The following is a 26,087-nucleotide window of genomic DNA, read 5'->3' as shown; positions in this document are numbered from 1 at the left end:
TAATTATCGGATAGCTTTCGCGACTTAGGAAAGGGACATGATGCGTCGTGTAAATATTCTTTGTTCATTTGTTCTGCTTTTTGCCAGCCATAATAGTCTGGCGGTAACTTATCCACTCCCTCCAGAGGGTAGCCGTTTAGTCGGGCAACCACTGACAATAACGGTTCCTGATCACAATACCCAGCCGCTGGAAACCTTTGCTGCACAGTATGGGCAAGGTCTGAGTAATATGCTGGAGGCGAATCCAGGGGCTGACGTTTTCTTACCAAAGTCTGGTTCGCAACTCACCATTCCGCAGCAACTGATTCTGCCTGCCACTGTACGCAAGGGGATTGTGGTTAACGTCGCTGAGATGCGTCTTTATTACTACCCGCCAGACAGTAATACAGTGGAAGTGTTTCCTATCGGCATTGGTCAGGCCGGGCGTGAAACGCCGCGCAATTGGGTGACGGCCGTTGAACGCAAACAAGAAGCACCAACCTGGACACCGACCCCTAATACTCGCCGTGAATATGCAAAACGAGGGGAGAGCCTGCCCGCATTTGTCCCTGCGGGTCCCGATAATCCTATGGGGCTTTATGCCATCTATATTGGTCGGCTTTATGCCATCCACGGCACTAATGCCAATTTTGGCATTGGCTTACGGGTGAGTCAGGGCTGTATTCGTCTGCGCAATGATGACATAAAGTATTTGTTCGATAATGTTCCAGTCGGGACGCGCGTGCAAATTATCGATCAGCCGGTGAAATACACAACGGAACTGGATGGCTCAAAGTGGCTGGAAGTTCATGAACCGTTATCGCGTAATCGGGCGGAATATGAGTCCGACAGAAAAGTGCCATTGCCAGTAACACCTTCATTGCAGGCGTTTATCAACGGACAAGAAGTTGATGTAAATCGCGCAAACGCAGCTTTGCAGCGTCGTTCAGGAATGCCAGTGCAAGTTAATTCTGGGGCGAGACAGATGTTTTAAAATAGTTGTTACGTAGAAAGCAAAAAGCCTGCTCGAAAGCAGGCTTCTTTGAATTTGGCTCCTCTGACTGGACTCGAACCAGTGACATACGGATTAACAGTCCGCCGTTCTACCGACTGAACTACAGAGGAATCGTGTGAACGGGGCGCATATTAATGGCAGCGTTCCGCGATGTCAAAGGGGGAAATGCATTTTTTTGTTCGTTTGCTGGCAATTTCGACAAAGCGATGAACATTCAATCTTTTTTGTAATGTTCCATTGTAGTGCATGCCATCCTTTTATGGGGCAATGAACGCTCGTTCTGTAACCCGGATGAAAGGACAAAACAATCATAATCTCTTATTTGACAGGCGATTAGCTTTCGCATTAGCGCCAAACTTAAACTGGCAAGCATCTTGCAATCTGGTTGTGAGTAATACCGGCACTTGGGCCGATTCTTAAAAACCGGAGGCAACATGAACTTCAGACGCCTGAAATACTTCGTAAAAATTGTAGACATTGGTAGCCTGACCCAGGCTGCTGAAGTGTTACATATCGCGCAGCCTGCGCTCAGTCAGCAGGTCGCCACACTGGAAGGCGAGCTGGATCAACAACTTTTGATTCGCACTAAACGTGGCGTTACTCCAACAGATGCCGGAAAAATTCTCTATACCCATGCGCGGGCAATTTTACGTCAGTGTGAACAGGCCCAACTGGCAGTTCATAACGTAGGTCAGACATTATCGGGTCAAGTCTCAATTGGCTTTGCGCCAGGAACTGCCGCGTCGTCTATCACCATGCCCTTATTACAGGCGGTACGTGCTGAATTTCCGGAAGTGATTATCTATCTACATGAAAACAGCGGCGCTGTTCTTAATGATAAACTTATAAATAGCCAGCTTGATATGGCGATAATTTACGAGCATTCCCCTGTGGCAGGTGTATCCAGCCAGGCTTTGTTAAAAGAAGATCTTTTTCTTGTCGGAACTCAGGATTTTCCAGGGCAAAGCGTTGATGTTAATGCTATAGCGCAAATGAATCTCTTTCTTCCCAGCGATTACAGTGCCGTAAGACTCCGCGTTGATGAGGCTTTTTCTTTACGGCGACTCACGGCAAAAGTCATCGGTGAAATTGAGTCTATCGCCACGCTTACCGCAGCGATTGCCAGCGGCATGGGGGTTGCAGTGTTACCCGAATCAGCCGCGCGCTCGTTATGTGACGCAGTTAACGGATGGATGTCACGTATTACCACACCGTCAATGAGCCTCTCCTTGTCATTAAATTTACCTGCCAGAGCAAAACTGTCGCCACAGGCACAAGCAGTGAAAGAGCTGTTATTGTCAGTGATCACTCCTCCAGTCATGGAAAAAAGACAATGGCAATTGGTTAGCTAAACGTTATATCTGGATGGAATAAGATGCGGGTTTTTATTATTTGTTATGCCGGGCGTTAGACTTTAACAATAGCGGAATGTCTGATCTGCCCGGAGTTTACCGTGAATTTCCAACAACTAAAGATAATCCGCGAGGCTGCACGTCAGGATTACAACCTGACAGAGGTTGCGAATATGCTTTTTACCTCACAGTCAGGTGTCAGCCGTCATATTCGAGAGCTGGAGGATGAGCTTGGTATAGAAATATTCGTTCGTCGGGGAAAACGACTGCTTGGTATGACTGAACCGGGCAAAGCATTGCTGGTAATTGCAGAACGCATTCTGAATGAAGCCAGTAATGTTCGTCGACTTGCCGATCTCTTTACCAACAATACATCTGGCGTTCTCACTATCGCAACGACGCATACTCAGGCACGCTACAGCTTGCCAAAGGTCATTAAAGCCTTTCGCGAACTTTTCCCGGAAGTGCGGCTTGAGCTTATCCAGGGAACACCACAGGAAATTGCGACGTTGCTGCAAAATGGCGGGGCCGATATTGGCATCGCCAGTGAGCGTCTGAGCAATGATCCGCAACTCGTCGCCTTCCCATGGTTTCGTTGGCATCATAGTTTGCTCGTTCCAGATAATCATTCCTTAACAAAAATTACGCCATTGACGCTGGAATCAATAGCGAAGTGGCCGTTGATCACTTACCGACAGGGGATTACTGGTCGCTCGCGGATTGATGACGCATTTGCCCGCAAAGGTTTGTTGGCAGATATTGTATTGAGTGCGCAGGATTCTGATGTTATCAAAACCTACGTAGCCCTTGGCCTGGGGATTGGATTGGTCGCCGAACAATCCAGTGGCGAACAAGAGGAAGAGAATTTAATCCGTCTGGAAACGCGCCATCTTTTCGATGCTAATACCGTCTGGTTGGGGTTAAAACGAGGCCAATTGCAGCGTAATTATGTCTGGCGTTTTCTGGAACTGTGCAATGCAGGACTGTCGGTTGAGGATATTAAGCGACAGGTGATGGAAAATAGTGAAGAGGAAATTGATTATCAGATATAGCAAAAAGCCCGCTATAAAGCGGGCTTTTCAGAAATTTGGCTCCTCTGACTGGACTCGAACCAGTGACATACGGATTAACAGTCCGCCGTTCTACCGACTGAACTACAGAGGAATCGCTGTTGAGGCACATCTTAACGGCGAAAAATCTTTTGTCAAACCTGATTTTTAAATTTCTCAACCGTTTGCCGTTTCTATCAACAGTTTGTTGCATTTGCAGACAATTTGCTGGCGAAAATCTTTGCAGCTTTGCTGATTCTCCCTCATTATTTGAAATGTGGTTTCACTTTCTGCAATTAAGGTCAGTTTTGAATATCTCCTCAGCTTTACGCCAGTTTGTTCACGGCACTCGCTGGCACGCAAAACGTAAGAGCTACAAGGTGTTGTTCTGGCGTGAGATAACCCCGCTTGCTGTTCCTATCTTTATGGAGAATGCCTGTGTCCTGTTGATGGGCGTACTGAGCACGTTTCTGGTCAGTTGGCTGGGAAAAGATGCGATGGCAGGCGTTGGGTTGGCGGACAGTTTTAATATGGTCATTATGGCTTTTTTTGCAGCTATCGACCTTGGTACTACAGTCGTTGTGGCATTTAGTCTCGGTAAGCGTGATCGACGGCGAGCGAGGGTAGCGACACGGCAGTCATTAGTGATCATGACATTGTTTGCCGTACTGTTGGCAGCGCTTATTCATCATTTTGGTGAGCAAATTATCGATTTTGTTGCAGGTGAGGCCACACCGGAGGTAAAAGCACTGGCGCTGACTTATCTGGAGCTGACAGTCATCAGTTATCCTGCGGCGGCAATCACCTTGATTGGCAGCGGAGCACTTCGCGGCGCAGGGAATACGAAAATACCGCTTCTTATAAATGGTAGTTTGAATATCCTTAATATCATCATTAGCGGCATATTGATTTACGGTCTTTTCTCCTGGCAGGGGTTAGGGTTTGTCGGGGCAGGACTGGGATTAACTATTTCCCGTTATATTGGCGCAGTCGCCATTTTGTGGGTTCTGGCGATTGGTTTTAATCCTGCGCTACGGATCTCGTTAAAAAGCTATTTTAAGCCATTGAATTTCAGCATTATCTGGGAAGTCATGGGGATTGGTATTCCTGCAAGTGTGGAATCCGTATTATTTACCAGTGGCCGGTTATTAACACAAATGTTCGTTGCCGGGATGGGGACGAGTGTTATTGCCGGGAATTTTATCGCTTTTTCGATTGCAGCTCTTATCAATTTACCAGGAAGTGCACTTGGATCTGCTTCTACAATCATTACGGGTCGAAGGTTGGGGGTAGGGCAGATAGCACAAGCAGAAATTCAATTGAGGCATGTTTTCTGGCTGTCCACTATTGGATTAACGGCAATAGCCTGGTTAACCGCCCCCTTTGCCGGGATTATGGCGTCGTTTTATACCCAGGATCCGCAGGTTAAACATGTCGTTGTGATTCTGATTTGGTTGAATGCTTTATTTATGCCGATTTGGTCCGCCTCCTGGGTACTACCTGCTGGTTTTAAAGGTGCTCGAGATGCTCGCTACGCCATGTGGGTTTCTATGCTGAGCATGTGGGGATGCCGGGTGGTAGTCGGTTATGTGCTGGGAATTATGCTTGGCTGGGGCGTGGTTGGCGTTTGGATGGGGATGTTTGCCGACTGGGCCGTGCGGGCGGTGCTGTTTTACTGGCGAATGGTGACAGGGCGATGGTTATGGAAATACCCTCGTCCTGAGCATAAATAGTATGAAAAAAAGCCAGATGTGTCGGAATAAACGACAAAGCGCAGATTATTTCAGCAAACGAATTCAAAATTAAAAAACAGGCTTTGACATTGTGGATGGGCATCGTTAATATTCGCCCCGTTCTCACGATTCCTCTGTAGTTCAGTCGGTAGAACGGCGGACTGTTAATCCGTATGTCACTGGTTCGAGTCCAGTCAGAGGAGCCAAATTTCTGAAAAGCCCGCTTTTATAGCGGGCTTTTTGCTTTGTTACTTAATCAAATCCTTCACATCTTTCCCTGACGCAAAGGATCTGAACTCATTATCGGAACGGTGGTTCATTAAAGGTCCGCAGTTTACGCGAATGCAGTCGGTCGCCTTCTGCGCGCAGCAAGTCTATCGCCCGAATGCCAATTTGCAGGTGCTCGGAAATTGCGCCTTCATAAAAACGGTTAGCCTGACCGGGAAGTTTAATCTCACCATGCAACGGTTTATCTGAAACACACAGTAGCGTCCCGTATGGTACGCGGAAACGATATCCTTGTGCTGCAATGGTGGCACTTTCCATATCAATTGCCACGGCCCGACTTAAATTAAAACGCAGTGCAGAAGCTGAGTAGCGTAGCTCCCAGTTCCTGTCATCAGTGGTTACTACAGTTCCAGTGCGTAGCCGCTGTTTAACTTCCTCACCCGGCCTGCCGCTGACGAGTTTGGTGGCGTCATAAAGTGCACGTTGTACTTCAGCAATGCTCGGAATAGGAATATCGGGAGGCAGAACCGCATCAAGAACGTGGTCATCGCGTAAATAAGCATGCGCAAGTACGTAATCTCCAATAGCCTGGCTTTCACGTAATCCTCCGCAGTGACCAATCATCAACCAGACATCTGGGCGCAGCACCGCCAGATGATCGCAGATAGTTTTGGCATTTGACGGCCCCACACCAATATTCACCAGAGTAATACCCTGACCATCGGTAGTGATTAAATGCCATGCGGGCATCTGGTGTTTTTTCCATGCGAGGTCGGAAATTGCTTCTTCCGGTGCTTCGGTTTCAGCGGTGATCCAGTTCCCGCCAGCACAAGAAAGGGCAATGTAGGGGCTATGAGGATCAAGGATCTGGCTGCACCCCCAACGTACGAATTCATCCACATAACGTGTGTAGTTGGTAAACAAGACGAACGGCTGAAAATGTTCGACTGGCGTACCCGTATAATGGCGTAACCGTGCGAGGGAAAAATCTACCCGGCGTGCATCAAAATGCGATAGCGGGGAGAATTCCGTTGGATGATAAATGCCGTCTGCCGTTTCATCGCCAATTTGTGCCAGTTCGGTTGTCGGGAAATAACGAGTTAATCCGGCGCTCATTGAGCGATCAAGCGTCAGCTCTGAGCCGTCGATGACATAGGGATAAGGAATTTCATGCTCTGACGGTTGCACGGAAATATGTGCACCATAATCCTGGTACAGCAGAGTTAATTGTTCATTAAGATATGAACGAAAGAGAGCAGGGCGGGTGATGGTGGTCGTGTAGCTGCCAGCGTGAGTAAAACGACCAAACGCGCGTGTTTTGGGAGGGTTTGTTGCGCTACCGTCCCAGGTCACGGTCAGCGATGGATAGACAAAAAGACCGTGTTTTCGGGCGTTTTCATCAGGCAGTTCGCCACTTTTAATATATTTGCCAATGGCGTTGCGTAAAGCGACTACAGATTTTTCATATAGCGCGTCAAGTTTATCCAGTGCCTGAGCAGGGGTCAGACCGGAGCCCTTATTATTCATACGTCTCTCCTGTTCCATACAATTACCGCATTTCCGATAGTATGTCACAGGAATGTGAAACAAAAGTGTAAGGCGAAGATCGGACGATCTTCGCCAGGCTATCAAGCGTGTTGATTGTCTTTCATTAACAACGCAGTTATTGCGGAAATCAGGCAGCCTGCCAGCAAATAAATGGCGACGCTATGCCAGTCTCCTGCAAAATAAGTAATCAGAGCAGCAGCAATAAAAGGTGTAAATCCACCGCCTACCACGCTGGCAACCTGATATCCGACGCCAGCGCCGCTGTAGCGATAACTGGCACCAAACATCTCGGTGAACATCGGCTGTTGCACGCAAACCACCATGTCATGCGCAATGTTCGCCAGCATAATGGAGAAGAAAACGATCCAGAAAATGGACTGTGCCTCAAGCGCTATAAAAAAAGGAAATGCGCTTAACGTTCCGATTATTGCGCCGCTGATATAAACCCTACGGCGACCAAAACGATCGGCAAGCCAGGCAAAACAGGGAATTGTCAGGCAGCTTAATCCACCCACCAGCAAACCAATATTGAGGAATAATTCGCGCGGCAGCCCCATATTCTGGGTCGAATAGTTAAGTGCAAAGGCGGTAACGATATACATCGTCAGCAACTCGCACAGTCGCAGTGCAATAATCTTAAGGAAAGCACCGGGATGTCGTAACAGAGCTTCGATAACCGGGATGCGTTTTTGCACCGCCGCTTGATTATGCTGCTGTTGTTCAAATTCAGCGGACTCCTCCATGCCATTGCGCACCCACAATGCACCCAGCACCAGTACGATGCTAAACAGGAAAGGAATGCGCCAACCCCAGCTCAAAAATTGCTCGTCAGTTGTCGTCATACTGATCAATGAAACCAGTCCGGTTGAAAGGAGTAGACCTACTCCGTAACCAACCTGCACGCCGCTACTGTAAAAGGCTTTTTTGTTTTTTGGCGCGCTCTCAACGGACAGCAACGCAGCGCCTCCCCATTCTCCGCCAACAGCAAATCCCTGAATAGCTCGCAGCATCACAAGCAAAATTGGAGCCCACCAGCCAATAGTTGAAAACGAAGGGAGAATGCCGATCAATGCTGTGGCGATGCCCATCATCCAGACGGTAAGCATCAACATGCGTTTACGCCCCAGTCGGTCGCCGAAATGGCCGAAAATGACACCACCGAGCGGACGAAAAAGGAAACCGACACCAAAGGTAGCAAATGCAGCGAGCGTTCCCATTGCCGGGCTTACCTGCGGGAAAAACTCGCGATTAAACACCAATGCGGCAGTAATGCCATAGAGTAAAAAATCATACCAGTCGACGACGGCACCCGCGAAACTGCCTAACGCAGCGCGTCGGGCGCGACTTAACGAAAGCGTTCCTTCATCGGGACGCGTGGAGATGAGCGTGGAGTCCATAGTGATCCTGTTTGTACTGTCTTTTTATAATTAGTATGGAAAAGGTAACTCACATTGCCGTCGATCTATAAACGAACCTTATGAGACTACCGCGACAGAAAGCATCTGCAAATGTTTTTATGCCAAGAACTGAGGATGAAGGGCTGGGAGGGGGGCAGTTACATATCACAACCGCGTTGAACAGAAAAATGTGAACGCTAAAGCCGCAACGCATGCTCGGCTGATGCTATTTTTCTCTGATGGATTTTTTTGAATTTTCCTAATGGGATTTGTGTCACTGACACCAGGCGAGCTAATTGCTTGAATGATTGGCGGAGAGAGGGGGATTTGAACCCCCGGTAGAGTTGCCCCTACTCCGGTTTTCGAGACCGGTCCGTTCAGCCGCTCCGGCATCTCTCCGTTCAGATGGTTGCCATGATGCCAGGAAATTTGGCATTTTAACAGTCCCTGTCCGTGCAATTTTGTTCAAGTGACGAGTTTGCGAGCAAAACGATGATTAAGTGGCCCTGGAAAGTACAAGAAACAGATCATGAAGATACGCTGCCATGGAAGGAAGCTCTGGCGATACCTCTTTTGACATGTCTGACAGAGCAGGAGCAAAGCAAACTAGTCACTCTTGCCGAACGTTTTTTGCAGCAAAAAAGGCTGGTCCCGCTGCAAGGATTTGAACTTGATGCATTGAAAAGTAGTCGCATCGCCTTACTTTTCTGCTTGCCTGTTCTGGAGCTTGGACTGGAATGGTTGGATGGTTTTCATGAAGTGCTAATTTACCCTGCGCCATTTGTGGTAGACGATGAATGGGAAGACGATATAGGGCTGGTGCATAATCAACGTATCGTTCAATCAGGACAAAGCTGGCAGCAAGGCCCAATCGTGCTGAACTGGCTCGATATACAAGATTCTTTCGATGCCTCGGGCTTTAATCTGATTATCCACGAAGTTGCACATAAGCTGGATACACGAAATGGCGATCGCGCCAGTGGGGTTCCCTTCATTTCTTTGCGTGAAGTCGCTGGATGGGAACACGATCTTCATGCGGCGATGGATAACATTCAGGAAGAAATTGAGTTAGTGGGCGAAAATGCCTCCAGCATCGATGCTTATGCTGCTAGTGACCCTGCAGAATGTTTTGCCGTACTTTCCGAATACTTTTTTAGTGCACCGGAACTTTTTGCGCCACGCTTCCCCTCGCTGTGGCAACGTTTCTGCCAATTTTATAAGCAGGATCCATTACAACGGCTACGAAATGCCAATGGGCGAGACACCAATTCAGTACCAAATGTTCATTAAATATAAATTTTGTTGCTTAATTAACCGATTGAAATGACTTACGAATTTTAGTGTTGACACTCGCTGCGCTGCTAAGTAATATTCGCCTCGTTCTCACGATTCCTCTGTAGTTCAGTCGGTAGAACGGCGGACTGTTAATCCGTATGTCACTGGTTCGAGTCCAGTCAGAGGAGCCAAATTCAAGTTTTCATGCTTATCTATACGTCCCTATTCGTTTGTGATTCAGTAAGTTAGCGTGAAAATCTTTCCCGATGCGTATCTGGTTTTCTCTCCGCATCGGGATAATTTGGTGGTCAGATCTGGGGTCAGTTTGGTTCGATTCTGGAGTGACCCCCAAATGTCTTTAAACGATTCTAAAATCCGCAAGTTAAAACCTTCTTCCCGTCCGGTAAAACTCTCCGACTCTCATGGTCTGTATCTGCTCGTCAATCCGGGCGGTTCGCGCATCTGGTATCTCAAATATCGCTTCGCTGGCAAAGAATCCAGAGTCAGTCTGGGTGCATATCCGCTGGTCTCACTGGCGGAAGCCAGGCAACAGCGCGACGGTATCCGCAAGCTACTGGCGCAGAATATCAACCCGGCGCAACAGCGCATGGCAGAGAAAGCGGCCTGCTCGCCTGAAAAGTGCTTTAAGGCGGTGGCGCTGGCCTGGCACAAAACCAACAAAAAATGGTCGGCTGACTATGCCGCCCGTATTCGCGCCAGCATGGAAAACCATATCTTCCCGGCGATTGGTCATCTGTCCGTTGCTGCCCTTAAAACACAGGATTTCACAGCCCTGCTGCGGGTTATTGAGGATAAGGGCTTTCTGGAAGTCGCGTCCCGAACCCGGCAGCAACTCAGCAACATCATGCGCTATGCCGTTCAGCAGGGACTTACCGAAAGCAACCCGGCGCAGCATCTTGATGGCGTTGTCGCCTCACCCGTAAAGAATCACTATCCTGCTTTACCGCTGGAGCGGTTGCCTGAACTGCTTGACCGCATTGGCGACTACCAGCAGGGCCGGGAGTTAACCCGACTGGCGGTGGTGCTGACGCTGCACCTGTTCATCCGCTCCAGCGAACTGCGTTTCGCCCGCTGGAGCGAGATTGATTTTCGAAACAAAATCTGGACCATCCCCGCCACCCGTGAGGCCATCGATAAAGTACGGTTTTCGGGGCGTGGCGCAAAAATGCGTACCCCGCATATCGTGCCGCTCTCCTGTCAGGCGATTGCCATTCTGAAACAGATACAGGATATTTCCGGGCATCTGGATCTGGTCTTTCCCGGCGATCATAATCCGTACAAGCCGATGAGCGAAAACACCACCAACCGGGCGCTGCGTCTGATGGGGTATGACACGAAAACTGAAATCTGCGGGCATGGACTCAGGGCAATGGCCTGTAGCGCCCTGGTGGAGTCGGATCTCTGGTCACGCGATACGGTGGAGCGACAAATGAGCCATCAGGAGCGTAACAGCGTGCGGGCGGCATATGTGCATAAGGCCGAGCATCTGGAGGCCAGAAAAGCCATGATGCAGTGGTGGTCGGATTATCTGGATGTGTGCCGCGAGGGGTATGTTGCGCCGTACATTTATGCGCGGCAGCATAAGGCAGCCTGAATCAGAAATAGCGTAAATCATTAAAACTGGAAAAGCAGATCCTGATTGATCGGGATCTGCTTTTTTGTATTGAGAGGTATTGCCGCTGTTTTTATTACTATTAATTGGGAAGCGTACAAAATTATTCACCAGTGAATAATTTTTGGCGAAAGCCAATCAATAGATCACATATCAATAGGTAAATACCAAAAATTATTCCAGTAGAATATTTTCAGGAGATTATCTATTAATCAATGTCTCATTGGCAGGTAACTGACCTTTTTGATTTGCGTGCAAATCAAAACAGGTGAAAACCTATCAATATATAACCCATTAATAGGTAACCACCTTCCGTTATTAACGTGTTAATCACGGAGGATGAAAATCTATCAATAAGCGATATTTTCACGAAAATACCGATTAACATAACCTAAAAGCTGAACCATAAAATACCAGACAGTCCGTCCTGAAACACATTATAACTGCATCAGATATACAGGGACACCATTCTGCATCAGTTCCGGATGAGTCGGTATCTGTATCCGCATCCCGCCGCTTTACACATTCAGGGCTGCGCCAGTTTCTGGCCCTTTGGTTTTGGCCCTTTCCGGTCAGGCGCTGTTACCCTTATAGCCCCCTTAACCTTTATGGCCCTTTCCCTTTCTGGCGCAACCAGTTTATTCGGAAATATACCATGACAGTCTGCACCAGAGATTGTTAATTTATATGCAGCAGGATATGATGTCAAAAACCGTCGCAGTATTTTTTATAAAATGATAAGCCATCCTGCGACCTCGCAGAATATGCCACAGGACGCAGAAAAACATGGAGAGGATCATTAAGACATTCTTCTGCACCAGAATTGATTTATTATGAAAGGTATTACCGATAGATGTTATTTCTTTGAGAGGAAAGCGTGCAAAAATTTTTGGGGCCAAAATTTTTTGCACGAAAATCTATCAATCCGGTATTTATGCAAGGTTATGACTATTATTATTTTCTCCTGGAGACGTCATCAGATACGGCAGGATAGTGCGCCAGATTGTGACAGGGAAATAATAAATTATTTGCCATCATTATTAATAATAATATAACTCTGTGCCAGCAAACTCGTTCGCCCCCTGCGCCAGATCCGGTACAGAGGGTGCGGCAAATCGCTGTCGTTACGCAGTAACGTACTACTTTGCGCCATTCATGAAATCCGTCATTCCTCCTTCCATCGGTAGCCGTACACCTGTTTCACCCAGCGTCCGCGACCGTCGCCGTGACCCAGATCCGTCGCCGTCAGCGCCAGTGACTCCTTTTCGCTGAATCCCTGCGCCAGATAATGGCGGATCGCGTCCTGCGCCCACGCATAACGCAGCGAATGCGGGGAAAATTCCCCCTTCAGCCCCGCCTTGATTGCCTGTTTGTGCCAGCTCTCCAGCGCCGTTTTAAGGTCAGGTTTGTCGATCAGCCTGCCATTGCGCTGTCTGGCGATCGGTAACGCGTTTTCCACCGCCTTTCTGACTGCGCCAGCGTTCAGGATCGTCGTATAACGTGGACGCCCGCCTTTAGTACCAAACACCACTTTCAGCCAGGTTTCGCCACGGGAAATGGCTTTCAGCCACGTTTTCAGCGACTGTGAACTCTGTACCGCCTCCTGCGAACGCAGCCCCATCAGCCGCGCAATCTCCAGCGCTGCTGCCAGCCCTGCGTCCTGAGTGCGGGCTTTCTCCATCACCTGCTGGTAATGTTCCGGCGTGATGGCGCGGCGCGTGCCGTTGCGCGAAGCGCCTGACAACCCTAGCGCCTTATTGGTCAGACGCGGATGCTCTACCACCTGTCGGCGTCCCGCCAGTCTCAGCACGGATCGCAGCGCCGCCATTTCATTTTGCAGTGTCCGTAAACCGATATCCTGCTCCAGCCGTTCCTCAATGTAGCATTCGATATGGCGAACCCTGATCTGCTCCACCCGCTGGATCTGGATATTCAGCGCCCGTAAATGTTCACTGAACCGTTTTGTAATATGGATACGATCATTCACCGTTTTGAAGCTGCCGCCCGCTTTCTTCGCCAGCGCCTTCATTTCACTGCTTAATTTGCTCATGACTCCCCCTGACAACAAAAACAAACAGTCTCCGGCGTGTGCTTTTTGGCTGCGCCAGAACGATACCTTCACGCCGGAGTGGCAGTTTGTTGAGGTTTAGGGAGTTTCAGGCTGTACGCGGTACAGACTGCCTGACGAAGCAGGGGTGTCTCCGGGGCGTCGTGCCCCCCTCGGTATCGATCTTTTTCTCCTTTACTCTGAACTGACAGCGGCCCCAAAGGGCATGTCAGACGGCGGAAATATGGCGCAGGCCAGAACTGGAGCGGCTTGCGGCGGTATGTTGTGCGGCATCACTTTGCTTTTTCGCTTACGCGATCAAAGTGACGCCTCGTCTGGTGCAGGGACAAACATTGCGTTTCTGGTGCAGTATTCGAAAATTAACAGTCTGATGCAGGTTAACGGTCACGCGGCAGCAAAGCCTGGCGGCAATGCAGGCCGCAGCCCGTCATGTAAAGGGCGCCGGTCATCAGCAGGGGATAAGCAGGCCGGAGAAATTCCGGCAAAGAGAAACCTTGCAGCCAGTGAAGGCCATTGCGGTAAAACGATGACGATGAAGCCGTCCGGGTGTATGTACTTTTAGCCTCAAACGCTTTCACGTTCCGGTATTGCGGAGGTCGTACCGGTAGCAAGGGCTGGTCGTCCTGATAAATCAGGGACTTCTTGCAGACCATGAAGCCAAAGGGTGCCCGAAGGCGATAGTGCAGGAGGAAGATTACACCGTTATTTCTGGCGCAGAAAGAAAAAACGTTTTTTGCGTTTAAAAGATTGTTTGCTTACTTCGTGACTGAAAAACTGCCGCGCTTCGCTTGTCTTCTCCCGGCTCTCTGCCAGCAGAAGCAGGCAGAGAGCCGGGAGAGCCTGATTTTACTGTAACCGTGTTCCTGACGCTCCAGCCATCAGGAGCGTCGCTCTCGCATAAGTCTTACAATGCGGTTGCCCTGATCATCGAAATATCTGGACGGCCAGATAATTTCCGGTGATGTTTCCAGCGCATCCGCAATGAGTTTTTCGCCGCGTGGCCACGAACGGGTCAGCGCGTTTGCCAGCGTGGCGGACGCCAGTCCCGCGCTGCGGGAAACCTCAGCCAGCGATGTTCCCTTTTTTCTCAGGCCCGCAATAATATCGGCGGGGTGCCAGTCGGGTTGTATCATACTGACCTCCCGTCGATAACCTGCACGCCGTCAGCGGTACGTATCCAGTGCGGGGCTTTCAGACTGTCAGCAAAATACCAGACCAGATCGCACAGCAACCCGGTCAGCGTCGTTTCGGTTTCCGGCAACAGCGCGTGACTGTTCAGTATCTGCGTCAGCGCCAGGCAGTAATCGCAGAGTAATCCTGCACCAGGCTCAAAACCGGGTGAAACATCGGGAAGATCATTCGTAATAAAACCGTCGATCAGATGTGGCGGGATCGGCTCGTTCAGCGTGGGCCGCAACAGTGCAAGACAGGTATTAAGCCTGCCACAGAGCGCCGTTTTCAGCGCCGGATCGCGGCACTCGATGAGTGTTGTGGCAACGCGATCGCAGTACTCCGCCAGATCGGTGAAATCGGTAGCGGCACTAAAGGGAGCAGCAAGTAAATTGCATTCAGAAGTGAGGGTAGTTGCCATAAGGCCATCTCCAGTGAGTGATAAATATTCCACCACTGGAGAGGCTAATCTCACGGGTGGTGAAATCGGACGGGGTTAGCCTTACCAGCCTCACTGACACTGGCGCGTCTTTCGACGCCCCCGCCCGATCCCACCATTGAGATGAGACCGTGCGCGACACAAAAACATTGTATCGTCAGTGAGGAGCTTCAGGAGGCTAATCCCGACGCCTGATTTTGCAGGCGCGGCGCAACAATACAATGATCGGTAATTTACAGCAAGAGGTTTAGCGGAAGCTGACGCACAGAAAAATACAATCACGCGATAAATATTAAATACAATTATATTTATATAAAATATATATTGGGCAATATGCAGACACTTTTTAATAAATATTCTGTCAGTTATTTCGTCCCGTTGATATCAGTCAAAAAAATGAATGTAAAAAAAGCGTATTTCGTTTCATACAGTAACGCTATTTATCATTTTGTCCGGTGCCGCCAGCATCAGGCCAGATGAACCATAAAAAGGATATCAACCATGAGCGGAAAACCGGCAGCACGTCAGGGCGATGCCACAATGAAAGGCGGTCCGATAGTCCAGGGGTCGGCAGGCGTGAGAATTGGTGCCCCCACCGGCGTGGCCTGTTCGGTGTGCCCCGGCGGGGTGACGTCCGGCCATCCGGTCAATCCGCTGCTGGGTGCAAAGGTCCTTCCCGGAGAAACCGACTTCGCCCTGCCCGGCCCGCTGCCGTTCATGCTCTCCCGCACCTACAGCAGTTACCGGACAAAAACGCCCGCGCCGGTCGGTATCCTCGGCCCCGGCTGGAAAGCACCCTTTGATATCCGCTTACAGCTGCGCGATAACACACTGATACTCAATGATAACGGCGGCAGAAGCCTGTATTTTGAGCACCTGCTTCCCGGTGAGGACGGTTACAGCCGCAGCGAGTCACTGTGGCTGGTGCGCGGCGGCGTGGCGAAACTGGATGAAGGTCACCGGCTGGCCGCACTCTGGCAGGCGCTGCCGGAAGAACTCCGCTTAAGTCCGCATCGTTATCTGGCGACGAACAGTCCGCAGGGGCCGTGGTGGCTGCTCGGCTGGTGTGAGCGGGTGCCGGAAGCGGATGAGGTGCTGCCCGCGCCACTGCCGCCGTACCGGGTACTGACCGGGCTGGTGGACCGCTTCGGGCGCACACAGACGTTCCACCGTGAAGCCGCCGGTGAATTCAGCGGCGAAATCACCGGCGTGACCGATGGCGCAGGCCGTCAGTTCCGCCTGATGCTGACCACGCAGGCGCAGCGGGCGGAAGAGGCCCGGCAGCAGGCGGTTGCAGCCGGAACAAAACGACCGGATATCCCGGATTCACTGCCGGACTATACGGAGTATGACCGGGATAATGGTATCCGCCTGTCAGCGGTGTGGCTGACGCACGACCCGGAATACCCGGAAAATTTACCTGCCGCGCCACTGGTGTGCTACGACTGGACGCCACGCGGTGAGCTGGCGGCGGTGTATGACCGCAGCAATACACAGGTGCGCAGCTTTACTTACGATGATAAATACCGGGGCCGGATGGTGGCGCACCGTCACACGGGCCGACCGGAGATGCGTTACCGTTACGATGACACCGGGCGAGTGACGGAGCAGTTTAATCCGGCAGGCTTAAGCTACACCTATCAGTATGAGAAAAACCGCATCACCATCACCGACAGCCTGAACCGGCGCGAGGTGCTGCACACGGAAGGTGAAGCCGGGCTGAAACGTGTGGTGAAAAAGGAACTCGCGGATGGCAGCATCACCCGAAGTAAATTTGACTATATGGGGCGACTCCAGTCACAGACGGATGCAGCAGGCCGGACAACAGAATACAGTCCGAATGTGGTGACGGGTCTCGTCACGCGCATCACCACGCCGGACGGCAGGAAATCGGAATTTTACTATAACAACCAGAACCAGTTAACCTCAGCATCCGGGCCTGATGGGCTGGAAATGCGCCGGAAATATGATGAGTACGGGCGTCTGACGCAGGAAATCGCACGCAACGGCGATGTCACCCGCTACAGTTATGATAATCAGCACAGTGAATTACCCTCTGCAACTGAAGATGCGACGGGTAGCCGCAAGCAGATGACGTGGAGCCGCTACGGTCAGTTGCTGACGTTCACCGACTGCTCAGGCTATGAAACGCATTACGAATACGACCGCTTCGGCCAGATGACGGTGGTTCACCGTGAGGAAGGCATCAGCTTTTACCGCAGCTATGACAACCGTGGCCGGTTAATCTCGGTGAAAGATACGCAGGGCCGTGAAACGCAGTATGAGTACAACGCCGCAGGCGACCTGACCGCCGTCATCACCCCGGACGGCAACCGGAGTGAGACACGGTACGATGGGTGGGGAAAGGCCGTCAGTACCATCCAGGGCGGGCTGACACGCAGTATGGAATACGACATTGCCGGACGCGTTACCACGCTGACTAACGAGAACGGCAGTCACAGCAACTTCAGTTACGATGCGCTGGACCGCCTGATACAGCAGAGCGGTTTTGACGGGCGGACACAGCGTTACCGTTACGACCTGACCGGGAAACTCACGCAGAGCGAGGATGAGGGGCTGGTCACGCACTGGCATTACGACGAGGCTGACCGGCTGACACACCGCATGGTGAACGGTGATATGGCGGAGCAGTGGCAGTATGACGCCCGTGGCTGGCTGAAAGAAATCAGCCATATCAGCGAAGGTCACCGGGTGGCGGTGCATTACGGCTATAACCGTAAGGGACGTCTCACAGGCGAGCGCCAGACGGTACATAACCCGGAGACGGGGGAACTGCTCTGGCAGCATGAGACGAAACACGCTTACAACGAACAGGGGCTGGCAAACCGCTTTCAGGCAGACAGCCTGCCACCGGTGGAGTGGCTGACGTATGGCAGCGGCTACCTGGCGGGCATGAAGCTGGGCGACACGCCCCTGGTGGAGTACACGCGGGACAAACTGCACCGGGAGACGGTACGGAGCTTCGGCAATAACGCCCGGGAACTGACCAGCACTTACACCCCCGCAGGCCAGTTACAGAGCCGGCACCTGAACAGCCTGGTGTTTGATTGTGACTATAACTGGAATGACAGCGGCGACCTGGTGCGCATCAGCAGCCCACGACAGACGCGGGAATATGGCTACAGCGCCACGGGCAGGCTGGCGAGCGTGCGCACCATCGCCGCGAATCTGGATGTCCGTATCCTGTATGCCACCGACCCGGCGGGAAACCGGCTGCCGGACCCGGAGCTGCACCCTGACAGTACGCTCACTGCGTGGCCGGATAACCGCATCACCGAAGACGCGCATTATGTCTACCGCTACGATGAATACGGCAGGCTGATGGAGAAGACAGACTGCATACCGGAAGGGGTTATCCGGACGGATGACGAACGTACCCACCACTACCATTATGATCATCAGCACCGACTGGTGTTCTATACGCGGATACAGCATGGTGAGCCGCTGGTCGAGAGCCGATACCTTTACGACCCGCTGGGTCGCCGGACAGGGAAACGGGTGTGGCGTCGCGAGCGTGACCTGACGGGCTGGATGTCGCTGTCGCGTAAACCGGAGATGACGTGGTACGGCTGGGACGGCGACCGGCTGACCACAGTACAGAACGACACCACGCGTATCCAGACAGTGTACCAGCCGGGAAGCTTCACGCCGCTCATCCGCATCGAGACAGAGAACGGCGAACTGGATAAAGCGCAGCGGCGAAGCCTGGCGGAGAAGTTACAGCAGGAAGGGAGTGAGGACGGTCACGGTGTGGTGTTCCCGGCGGAACTGGTGAGGATGCTGGACAGGCTGGAGGGGGAAATCCGGGCAGACCGCGTGAGCAGTGAAAGCAGTCAGTGGCTGGCACAGTGCGGACTGACGGTGGAGCGGCTGGCGGCACAGATAGAACCGGTTTATTTGCCTGAGCGAAAAATTCATCTTTACCATTGTGACCACCGGGGACTGCCGCTGGCACTCATCAGCAGCGAAGGGGCAACGGAATGGCGCGGGGAGTATGACGAGTGGGGGAACCAGCTTAATGAGGAGAACCCGCATCATCTGTTCCAGCCATACCGCCTGCCGGGGCAGCAGTACGATGATGAATCGGGGCTGTACTATAACCGTCACCGGTACTACGATCCGCTACAGGGACGTTATATCACCCAGGACCCGATAGGGCTGGAAGGAGGGAGTAATTTATTCCAATACCCGCTAAACCCTATTGCATATATAGATCCCTTAGGCTTAAAAACATTAATATTAGTTGGCGGTGAAACTGACGGAAACCCATTTGGCCATGCCGCATTAGCGTTTAGTGGCCATGGAGTTTACAGCTATGGCACAAATACAAAGTTCGGATCCGAGTTGACAAACTACCTAAGTTGGCAATCTACTTACAGAGCCACTACTGTGTATGAAATAGATACTACACCAGAACAAGAAGAAAGAATGATGAAATATATAAAAGATAATTACAGTGACATAGGTGATTATTCATATTTTTCTCATAATTGTGCCACAATGGTAATCGATGCACTATACGATGCAAATGTATCTAGTGATTTTATCAGGTACGCTATCGCTAATGGTGGAAAGCCAGCCCAATTTCCTGCGACTGTAGGGTTCTTGGGTGGGATGTTATCTCATGGAAACTCAGTGCATTACGCACAAGGTGCTCCTCTGTCCCCTGTTCTTTCTCATTATAATCCTGGGTTAGGAATTTGAAATGAAGAATAGCAAATTCATTTTTTTTGCATGTCTCCTGTTAAGTTTGATAGCATGGGGGGGGGCTAAACTTCATTATTTATTTACACATGGAGAGTTAGGAGGGAAACCGTTATATGCAAATTTACAGGCGATAAGTGAGAGTACTGAATTTATGCCTCCAAAAACATCAAATAAAAAAATAGAACCTGTTTTCATAAAAAATGCATTTAAATACTTATTCATAAAATATGATGTTCTAGGAATCCCAACAGGCGACATATTAACGCCGTATTTTTTTGTAATAACAAACGCACATTCCGATGATAATTCATCATCGCCGAGATACATATATTCCGTGGCGTCTAATGGTGATTTTATATTGTCATGTGGTTATCTTGATGGTTTGTTAAAAACAGAGAAAATAGATACCATTGTTAGTGAATTTCTTAAAAGCAAGTGTATTTTACCATAATGAAATTTAGTACTTAGTATCTGAATCGCAAATAATAATGTATGTAAGGTAATGGAATTGGATCAAGTATTCAAGGTGTTGATCATGTTGTAAGATCGCTCTTCTGCTAAGTGTATCCAATGGCTAAAGTTGATGTGAAATGCCCGTTTTGTGAGCAAACTGACCCTGTTAAAAAACACGGTCTGGGGAAAGCTAACCATCAGCGTTATCGCAGCCAGGGGTGCTCCCGAACCTTCCAGCTTGAGTATGAATACTGCGCCTGCCAGCACGGCATGAAAGAACAGATTGTTGATTTTGCTATGAACAATGCCGGTATTCGTGACGCCGCACGGGCACTGCATATCAGTATTAATGCCGTTGTGCGCATGCTAAAAAACTTACGCCGCGATGTGTAACAACGCTTCCGCTGGACAACCTGCAAATTCAGCTAATCTATGAAGTTGATGAGATGTAGTCATTTGTGGGCAATAAGAAGCAGCAGCGCTGGTTGTGGTAGGCATGGGAGCTTCGCCTCAAACGTATTGTTGAGCATGCTTTTGGCCGTCGCAGTAAAAAGACGCTCCGTAACTTATTGAAGTTGCTGGCGGGATTTAAAGTTGTCTTCTGGTGTACAGATAGCGTCAGCGCATTACATGTTGCCGAATGGAAAACACATCACAGGTAAACTCTACACGCAGCGTATCAAGGGTGAAAATGTGACGCTGCGTAACAGGCTGAAACGGCTGAACCGTAAGACTTTAGGGTATTCGAAATCGGCAGAAATGCATGACAAAGTTATCGGTACCTTTATTGAGCGAGAATATTACCTGCAATAACGTCAATCAACTCATTGAATATGTGACCTGGAATTGACGTAAAAATCGCTAGTGGTAATTTAAGTGAATGATTACTACCTGAAATTTGAGAAGCTCCATTTCTCATATCTACCTAAGGCCTGCTTATATAGATACCGTAAAAAGGTGGTCAGTCTGGTGGTCTTGACAAACTCCATTTTTTGTTTTAGCTTACCAATCAGCCAGTTAATGGCTACGGCGATCCCAGTCAGAGGAGCCAAATTCAAAAAAGCCTGCTTTCGAGCGGGCTTTTTGCTTTTCTGCAAACGTGCTTTAGTGTTTGAATTTTTGTTAGAGCTTTCATTACGCTGTGACTGAAATTTTCGCGATAATCCTTTTCAGCGTATTGCTGAATTCATCCAAATTTAGATGATCAATAGCCTTTCCTACCACAATCGTCTCTGAAATGCCGGCCATGGCAGGCCAGCGAGTCTTATAATCAGCATACACGGCGATGACAGGAACATTATAAGCACTTGCCATGTGTAAAATAGATGTGTCTGGCGTTATTGCAAGGAAGGCATCTCTTATGATTGCTGCAGACCGCATTATTGAAGGTGATAACGACAAATGATAAACGTTATCAAAATGCCGGGTTAGTTTCAGGGCTGTTTCCGAACCTTTCGGACCATGAACAATGACAATTGGCATGTCTGATTGTGTTTTAATCATCTCAATGATTCTTTGTGCCATTGCTAATGAAAATGTTCTCTCTTGCACGCTACCTTCTAAATTAAGAGCAATATATGAACCTAATGAATGCATTTCACAACGTACTTCTTTTAGCACTATTTCGCTGAGGGGCAATTCAAATATGGGCGGGGGCGCCGGAAATCCTACTTCTCGCATCATGAAGGCCCATGTCAGCGGTACTGGGGCGCGTAGTGACTGATCCATTTTCGACGCTGACTTACATATCGGTGAATAACATTTCATTGTTAAACCCACAACCTGTAAATTTGTATTGGCTCGTAAATGGCTAATAAATATCATCGTCTTCAGGTTTTTCTTGCGCATTGCTTCAATACAAAGATCAGGAGTTCCATATTGTTCATTGATGTTTTTTGCTAATTTTTTTATTTCTTTAATACTGGCATGATCCTGCATTGTCATACTGATCAATGTTAATTTTGTTTGTTCCAGATGAAGTGCATCAAAAACAGATTTATTAATTGTTGATGTGACGATTAATAAGTGTTTTATTTTATGCATTTCAAGCGATCGGATTATTGGGTAAATAGCCATTGCATCCCCAATTTGATCGGGAATGTGAATAACTACGAATTCACTTTTTGCAATATCAGTATTTTTGCAGCGATAATCATAATACGCAAATGCAATACGTCTGAAAAATGATACAAATGACATTTCCAACCTCGCTTCCATTCTGGTTAAAACGTGGTGAAGTTTAACAGAAATGATTGATTTCTAAAATCGATAAATAATAACGTGGAATATACTATATATTTATTATTTATGTGTTAATCATTTTCGAGAATTATCATTTTGTTTAAAAACAGCTTGTGTCGCATTCTTCAGTCTGGGGGGCATAAAGTGAAGGGAAGCGTTAAAACGTCAGTAATTGGAGGTGGTCGTTTTCATGTTTGTTAAGTGGGGGAGAGTTACCCCCACTTTTATTCCACAGTAAGTGTCAGCCGATTAACCTACGTATGCGGCCAGCATCTCCTGTGCTGCCAGTTTGCCTAACGCATTTGCTGCGAAAGGACTGTCACCGGTTAAAAGTTTACGATCTTTGTGTACCCGGCCGGTAATATCATCATTGACGATGTTCATGCCCATTTTCTTCAGTTCTTCACCAAAGTACCAGGTCAGATGACCCGGCATGTAGCCAATCTCTGGTGTTTGTTTGTCTGCAGCGTCAGGGAATGCGCAAATTGAATAACCATTTAATGGGTTATCGCCGTGGCGAAGCGCCAGAAAGGCTGCCGGACCGTGGCAAAGGGAGATAACAAAACGGTCATTTTCGATTGCCCACCGCAGAGCGGCAGCCACGTCTTTGCTTTCTGGTAAACCAATGAGTGCACCGTGACCGCCAGGAACAAAGATTGCTGCGTACTCGCTGTCTGCGTTGAGGCTGGCGACAACATCTGCCAATTTTTTCGGATTGCGGAACAGAGATTTGTGCTGCTCAAAGAATGGCATCACTTTTTCATCTTTACGCGGCATAGCCCAATATTCAAATTTTGTCATCAGGCCAGAAAGCGTCGCAACCTCGAACTCGAAACCAGCAGCATGCAGATGATATAACGGCAGCAACGTTTCAATCGGATGGTTTCCTGTTGAGAAGAGCTTACCATTATCAGTTGGCAAATAGCGTTCATCGGCGGCGATTACCAGAATTTTTTGCTTTCCGCTATACGATTTTGGATAGTCTACCCCATCAAGATCAGAAATCGGGCTGGTATATTGGCCTAACGAATATTCTGACGGGAAGAAAGCATTATCTTCAGCCATATCGATTTGCGGATTCTTACTTTGTTGAACAGACATAGTGTATTCCTTGTTGTTACTTATGTAGGTTAGTCACTATATTCGCGACTGAGCTGGTTGCTATTTTTAACCAGGTGGTAAATTGGAGTCAATATATCGAAAGCGGTATGCAAGGGGGGAATGTGCGATGATTGTGCTGCACTTGTATCGAATATTAATCATGCCGATTTCTCCTTATTGCGTAAAGTGGTCGTAATTGGTGTTAATTTATTTTAGTCTATTTTTCAGAAATCAGGATATTGACTCACGGTAGCACAATTTTTAATTGTGGTGATTTTTTGTGCTCACGTGAAGTTTAGAGCGGCGCCAGATGTGCCTACAATAGGATGATTCGCCTGAGGCCTGCTTAAAACAGGTAAATGCTGAAGCGAAGAATCTCGCCGGGCCATGCTATGAGAGTGTAAGTTAAGAAAATGAGATTATTAGCAAAAAAATAATCGTAAAACTGTCTGGCACGAGAGATTATCGCGAAAGAATGATGATCCAGATTAAGGTTTAACTGATGACAGATATGATTAATTACTTGTCATCAGATGTACTCTTTGCACAATTTGTCAGAGGGAATGGCCTGGAGACTAAAGTGGGGCAGCAACGATAACTTTTCCAAAAAAACGACTTAAATATAGTATTAGAAATATGCACTAATAATTCAAGTGCAGTTGATTATATTGAATTTTTTCAGGGAATACCTATGTACCGAAATATTGTTATTCCGGTGAATGTTTTTTCTCGGGATGATAGAGAGCAAGCGTTTTTGCACGCGCAATTTTTCGCCAATGTTTCTTCTGGACATGTTCACTTACTTGGCTTTATACCGGAATATTTAAGAGTTCTCGAGCGTGGGTATATTTCTGATATGCATCGTTTTAAAGAAGGTCTACGTGGGCAGGCTGTGTGCCGTTTAGCTCATATAGCAGAACAACTGGTTTTGCCTGAAGGATTTATTCATACATATGTTCATTTCGGCACTCTTCCGGAAGGGATAAAGGAACTTGCTGAACAACAACTGGCTGATGTTATTGTGCTGGGAGCTACGCAGGAATTAGGGTTTATCGACATGCTACGGCAGTTTAGCGTGCCGCTGTTGGTGATTTGATGTGGGATATAAAAAAGCCTGAATTCGATGAGGGACGAACTCAGGCCGATATTACGTTTTACAGTTACGTGCCGCGGCGCGTTGGCTGATTAGAACTGGTAGACTAAGCCCACAGCAACGATATCGTCGGTCGCGATGCCGTTTTCTTTGTAGAAGTCGTCGCCGTTGTCCAGCAGGTTGATTTTATAATCAACATAGGTGGACATGTTTTTGTTGAAATAGTAGGTCATACCGATATCAACATATTTAACCAGGTCTTTGTTGGTGTAATGATGATTACCCTGGCTGTCAAAGTTATCACTATTTACACCGCCTAAATCCTTACCTTTTGATTGCAGGTAAGCGATGGACGGACGCAGACCGAAGTCGAACTGATACTGAGCAACAACTTCGAAGTTTTGGGTTTTGTTAGCGATAGCATCAGCATCACCGTAACCAGTCATGTTACGGGTTTCAGCATACATGGCTGCTAAGTAAACGTTATTAGCGTCGTATTTAGCGCCAACGGTCCATGCTTCTGCTGTTTGACCGCCAGCAGTTGCATCGAAGCGATCCCCGTAACGAGTATCATGCAAACCTTTGTGAACCTGGTTATCGGTACGGTCAGAGTTAGAATATGCAGCACCCAGACTTAAACCGAAGTCGAAGTCATAGGAAGTTGACATACCGAAACCATCACCATTTTCTTTGGTAATGCTACGTCCCTTACCAGAACCTTCCTGACCGAATGGTCCACTGCTTTCATTATTACTCTGATATTGCAGAGCAAAGTTCAGGCCATCAACCTGACCAAAGAAACCATTGTTACGGTAGGTTGCAACACCATTAGCACGACCGTTCATGAAGTTGTCGGCACCAGCGTAGGTATCGCCACCAAATTCTGGCAGCATATCGGTCCATGCTTCAACGTCATATACGACACCGTAGTTACGACCATAGTCGAAAGTACCGTTCTGACCGAAACCTAAGCCTGCAAATGCCAGACGAGTTGCGGTATTGCCCTTGTCGCTCTCAGCGCCATTTGCGCCAATGTTAAACTCCCACTGACCATAGCCAGTGAACTGGTCAACGATCTGGGTTTCACCTTTGAAACCGATACGGGCATATGACATGTCGCCATCACTGCCTGAGTCATCAGAGAAGTAGTGCAGACCTGCTACTTTTCCGTATAAATCCAGTTTATTACCATCTTTATTATAGACTTCAGCCGCATTTGCTGCGCCAGCAACTAATAACGCCGGGACCAGCATTGCCAGAACTTTTCTTTTCATTATGTATTCCCTTGTGATTATAATCTTCATGAATATATCAATAAGTGCCGTTATCCAAAAAAAAGCACATTTGGATACTATTCTATGAAGTTCATTTTATTTTAAAGATTACATGTAACAAATGTATTTAAAAGATTTCAAAATGTTTCTATTCTATTTAATATAATTCATAATTATGAATTTCAGGCATAAGCATTCATCATATTTATATTTGTATATCAATTGGTTATTGTTCTTTTGGAAGGATGGATTACATCAATGATTGTTGAACTAAAGACTGAGTGTGATCTACTGCACATTAATGAACGCAT

Annotated in this window: 20 protein-coding genes, 5 tRNA genes and 1 pseudogene; 14 read left to right on the top strand and 12 right to left on the bottom strand. The window is 48.5% G+C overall.

The features are described 5' to 3' along the window. The first annotated feature begins 37 nt into the window (after positions 1–37). Positions 38–973: a L,D-transpeptidase gene (ldtA, locus tag D9738_RS08540; protein ID WP_130259961.1), complete on the top strand. Its 936-nt coding sequence runs from the start codon at positions 38–40 to the stop codon at positions 971–973. 55 nt (positions 974–1,028) lie between these two features. Here the strand turns inward: ldtA and D9738_RS08535 are convergent. Further along, positions 1,029–1,104, bottom strand: a tRNA-Asn gene (locus D9738_RS08535). A gap of 324 nt (positions 1,105–1,428) precedes the next feature. Here D9738_RS08535 and nac point away from each other — a divergent pair. Next, complete coding sequence (gene nac / locus D9738_RS08530) at positions 1,429–2,346, top strand: nitrogen assimilation transcriptional regulator NAC (protein WP_130208639.1); 918 nt, start codon at positions 1,429–1,431, stop codon at positions 2,344–2,346. Between the two features lie 101 nt (positions 2,347–2,447). After that, on the top strand, positions 2,448–3,398 hold the full coding sequence (cbl, locus tag D9738_RS08525) for an HTH-type transcriptional regulator Cbl (RefSeq protein WP_130259960.1): 951 nt from the start codon (positions 2,448–2,450) through the stop codon (positions 3,396–3,398). A gap of 36 nt (positions 3,399–3,434) precedes the next feature. Here the strand turns inward: cbl and D9738_RS08520 are convergent. Next, positions 3,435–3,510: transfer RNA gene (locus D9738_RS08520), tRNA-Asn, on the bottom strand. Between the two features lie 160 nt (positions 3,511–3,670). On the opposite strand from D9738_RS08520, the gene yeeO reads away from it, so the two are divergent. Both yeeO and D9738_RS08510 read left to right on the top strand, forming a co-directional pair. Next, positions 3,671–5,128, top strand: a complete 1,458-nt coding sequence (gene yeeO / locus D9738_RS08515; RefSeq protein WP_280954286.1) for a toxic metabolite efflux MATE transporter YeeO — start codon at positions 3,671–3,673, stop codon at positions 5,126–5,128. A 130-nt stretch (positions 5,129–5,258) separates the two neighbouring features. Then, positions 5,259–5,334: transfer RNA gene (locus D9738_RS08510), tRNA-Asn, on the top strand. Positions 5,335–5,428: 94 nt separating this feature from the next. On the opposite strand, the gene amn is transcribed toward D9738_RS08510, so the two are convergent. The 3 genes from amn to D9738_RS08495 all read right to left on the bottom strand — a co-directional run bounded on the left by amn (position 5,429) and on the right by D9738_RS08495 (position 8,700). Continuing rightward, positions 5,429–6,883 carry an AMP nucleosidase gene (gene amn / locus D9738_RS08505; protein WP_130208633.1) on the bottom strand — a complete coding sequence of 485 codons (1,455 nt, stop codon included), beginning with the start codon at positions 6,881–6,883 and terminating at the stop codon, positions 5,429–5,431. A gap of 101 nt (positions 6,884–6,984) precedes the next feature. Then, complete coding sequence (gene shiA, locus D9738_RS08500; protein ID WP_130259959.1) at positions 6,985–8,301, bottom strand: shikimate transporter; 1,317 nt, start codon at positions 8,299–8,301, stop codon at positions 6,985–6,987. Between the two features lie 309 nt (positions 8,302–8,610). Further along, positions 8,611–8,700 (bottom strand) — tRNA-Ser (locus tag D9738_RS08495). A 93-nt stretch (positions 8,701–8,793) separates the two neighbouring features. Here D9738_RS08495 and mtfA point away from each other — a divergent pair. The 3 genes from mtfA to D9738_RS08480 all read left to right on the top strand — a co-directional run bounded on the left by mtfA (position 8,794) and on the right by D9738_RS08480 (position 11,191). Then, positions 8,794–9,591, top strand: a complete 798-nt coding sequence (gene mtfA, locus D9738_RS08490) for a DgsA anti-repressor MtfA (protein WP_130259958.1) — start codon at positions 8,794–8,796, stop codon at positions 9,589–9,591. Positions 9,592–9,691: 100 nt separating this feature from the next. Next, positions 9,692–9,767, top strand: a tRNA-Asn gene (locus D9738_RS08485). Positions 9,768–9,928: 161 nt separating this feature from the next. Further along, positions 9,929–11,191, top strand: coding sequence for an integrase arm-type DNA-binding domain-containing protein (locus D9738_RS08480; RefSeq protein ID WP_130259957.1), 1,263 nt, complete (start codon positions 9,929–9,931; stop codon positions 11,189–11,191). Positions 11,192–12,233: 1,042 nt separating this feature from the next. Here the strand turns inward: D9738_RS08480 and D9738_RS25410 are convergent. Then, the gene (locus tag D9738_RS25410) at positions 12,234–12,362 is read right to left on the bottom strand and encodes a hypothetical protein (RefSeq protein WP_276320294.1); all 129 of its coding nucleotides are present in this window, start codon (positions 12,360–12,362) and stop codon (positions 12,234–12,236) included. 12 nt (positions 12,363–12,374) lie between these two features. Further along, on the bottom strand, positions 12,375–13,259 hold the full coding sequence (locus D9738_RS08460) for an integrase domain-containing protein (protein ID WP_130259955.1): 885 nt from the start codon (positions 13,257–13,259) through the stop codon (positions 12,375–12,377). Positions 13,260–13,500: 241 nt separating this feature from the next. On the opposite strand from D9738_RS08460, the gene D9738_RS25075 reads away from it, so the two are divergent. Further along, complete coding sequence (locus D9738_RS25075; protein ID WP_165383324.1) at positions 13,501–13,839, top strand: hypothetical protein; 339 nt, start codon at positions 13,501–13,503, stop codon at positions 13,837–13,839. Positions 13,840–14,155: 316 nt separating this feature from the next. Here D9738_RS25075 and D9738_RS08450 read toward each other — a convergent pair whose 3' ends face one another. Together D9738_RS08450 and D9738_RS08445 are read right to left on the bottom strand one after the other, a co-directional pair. Next, entirely contained in the window at positions 14,156–14,410 is a 255-nt protein-coding gene (locus D9738_RS08450; protein WP_130259954.1) for a helix-turn-helix transcriptional regulator, read from the bottom strand. Then, entirely contained in the window at positions 14,407–14,868 is a 462-nt protein-coding gene (locus D9738_RS08445) for a hypothetical protein (RefSeq protein ID WP_130259953.1), read from the bottom strand. The genes D9738_RS08450 and D9738_RS08445 overlap by 4 nt, the downstream gene beginning before the upstream one ends. Positions 14,869–15,387: 519 nt before the next feature. Between D9738_RS08445 and D9738_RS08440 the strand changes: the two genes are divergently transcribed. The 4 genes and pseudogenes from D9738_RS08440 to D9738_RS25500 all read left to right on the top strand — a co-directional run bounded on the left by D9738_RS08440 (position 15,388) and on the right by D9738_RS25500 (position 21,216). Next, positions 15,388–19,611, top strand: coding sequence for an RHS element core protein (locus D9738_RS08440; protein ID WP_240780580.1), 4,224 nt, complete (start codon positions 15,388–15,390; stop codon positions 19,609–19,611). 1 nt (position 19,612) lies between these two features. Continuing rightward, positions 19,613–20,065 (top strand): hypothetical protein, encoded by a 453-nt coding sequence (locus D9738_RS08435; protein WP_130259952.1) that lies wholly within the window; start codon positions 19,613–19,615, stop codon positions 20,063–20,065. A gap of 119 nt (positions 20,066–20,184) precedes the next feature. Beyond that, a pseudogene (locus tag D9738_RS08430) lies at positions 20,185–20,880 on the top strand (IS1 family transposase). A gap of 144 nt (positions 20,881–21,024) precedes the next feature. Further along, positions 21,025–21,216: a hypothetical protein gene (locus D9738_RS25500; RefSeq protein WP_346459589.1), complete on the top strand. Its 192-nt coding sequence runs from the start codon at positions 21,025–21,027 to the stop codon at positions 21,214–21,216. Here the strand turns inward: D9738_RS25500 and D9738_RS08420 are convergent. Together D9738_RS08420 and hchA are read right to left on the bottom strand one after the other, a co-directional pair. Continuing rightward, positions 21,202–22,266 (bottom strand): glycosyltransferase family 9 protein, encoded by a 1,065-nt coding sequence (locus tag D9738_RS08420; RefSeq protein WP_130260047.1) that lies wholly within the window; start codon positions 22,264–22,266, stop codon positions 21,202–21,204. The two genes, D9738_RS25500 and D9738_RS08420, sit on opposite strands and share 15 nt — an antisense overlap. Positions 22,267–22,557: 291 nt before the next feature. After that, positions 22,558–23,409, bottom strand: a complete 852-nt coding sequence (hchA, locus tag D9738_RS08415; RefSeq protein ID WP_130259951.1) for a glyoxalase III HchA — start codon at positions 23,407–23,409, stop codon at positions 22,558–22,560. A 691-nt stretch (positions 23,410–24,100) separates the two neighbouring features. On the opposite strand from hchA, the gene D9738_RS08410 reads away from it, so the two are divergent. After that, on the top strand, positions 24,101–24,505 hold the full coding sequence (locus D9738_RS08410; protein WP_130208625.1) for a universal stress protein: 405 nt from the start codon (positions 24,101–24,103) through the stop codon (positions 24,503–24,505). An 89-nt stretch (positions 24,506–24,594) separates the two neighbouring features. On the opposite strand, the gene ompC is transcribed toward D9738_RS08410, so the two are convergent. Further along, positions 24,595–25,776 (bottom strand): porin OmpC, encoded by a 1,182-nt coding sequence (gene ompC, locus D9738_RS08405; protein ID WP_130208623.1) that lies wholly within the window; start codon positions 25,774–25,776, stop codon positions 24,595–24,597. Between the last annotated feature and the right edge of the window lie 311 nt (positions 25,777–26,087).

The sequence above is a fragment of the Escherichia sp. E10V5 genome (assembly GCF_004212315.1).
Lineage (GTDB): Bacteria > Pseudomonadota > Gammaproteobacteria > Enterobacterales > Enterobacteriaceae > Escherichia.
This window is presented reverse-complemented; position numbering and strand designations above follow the sequence as displayed.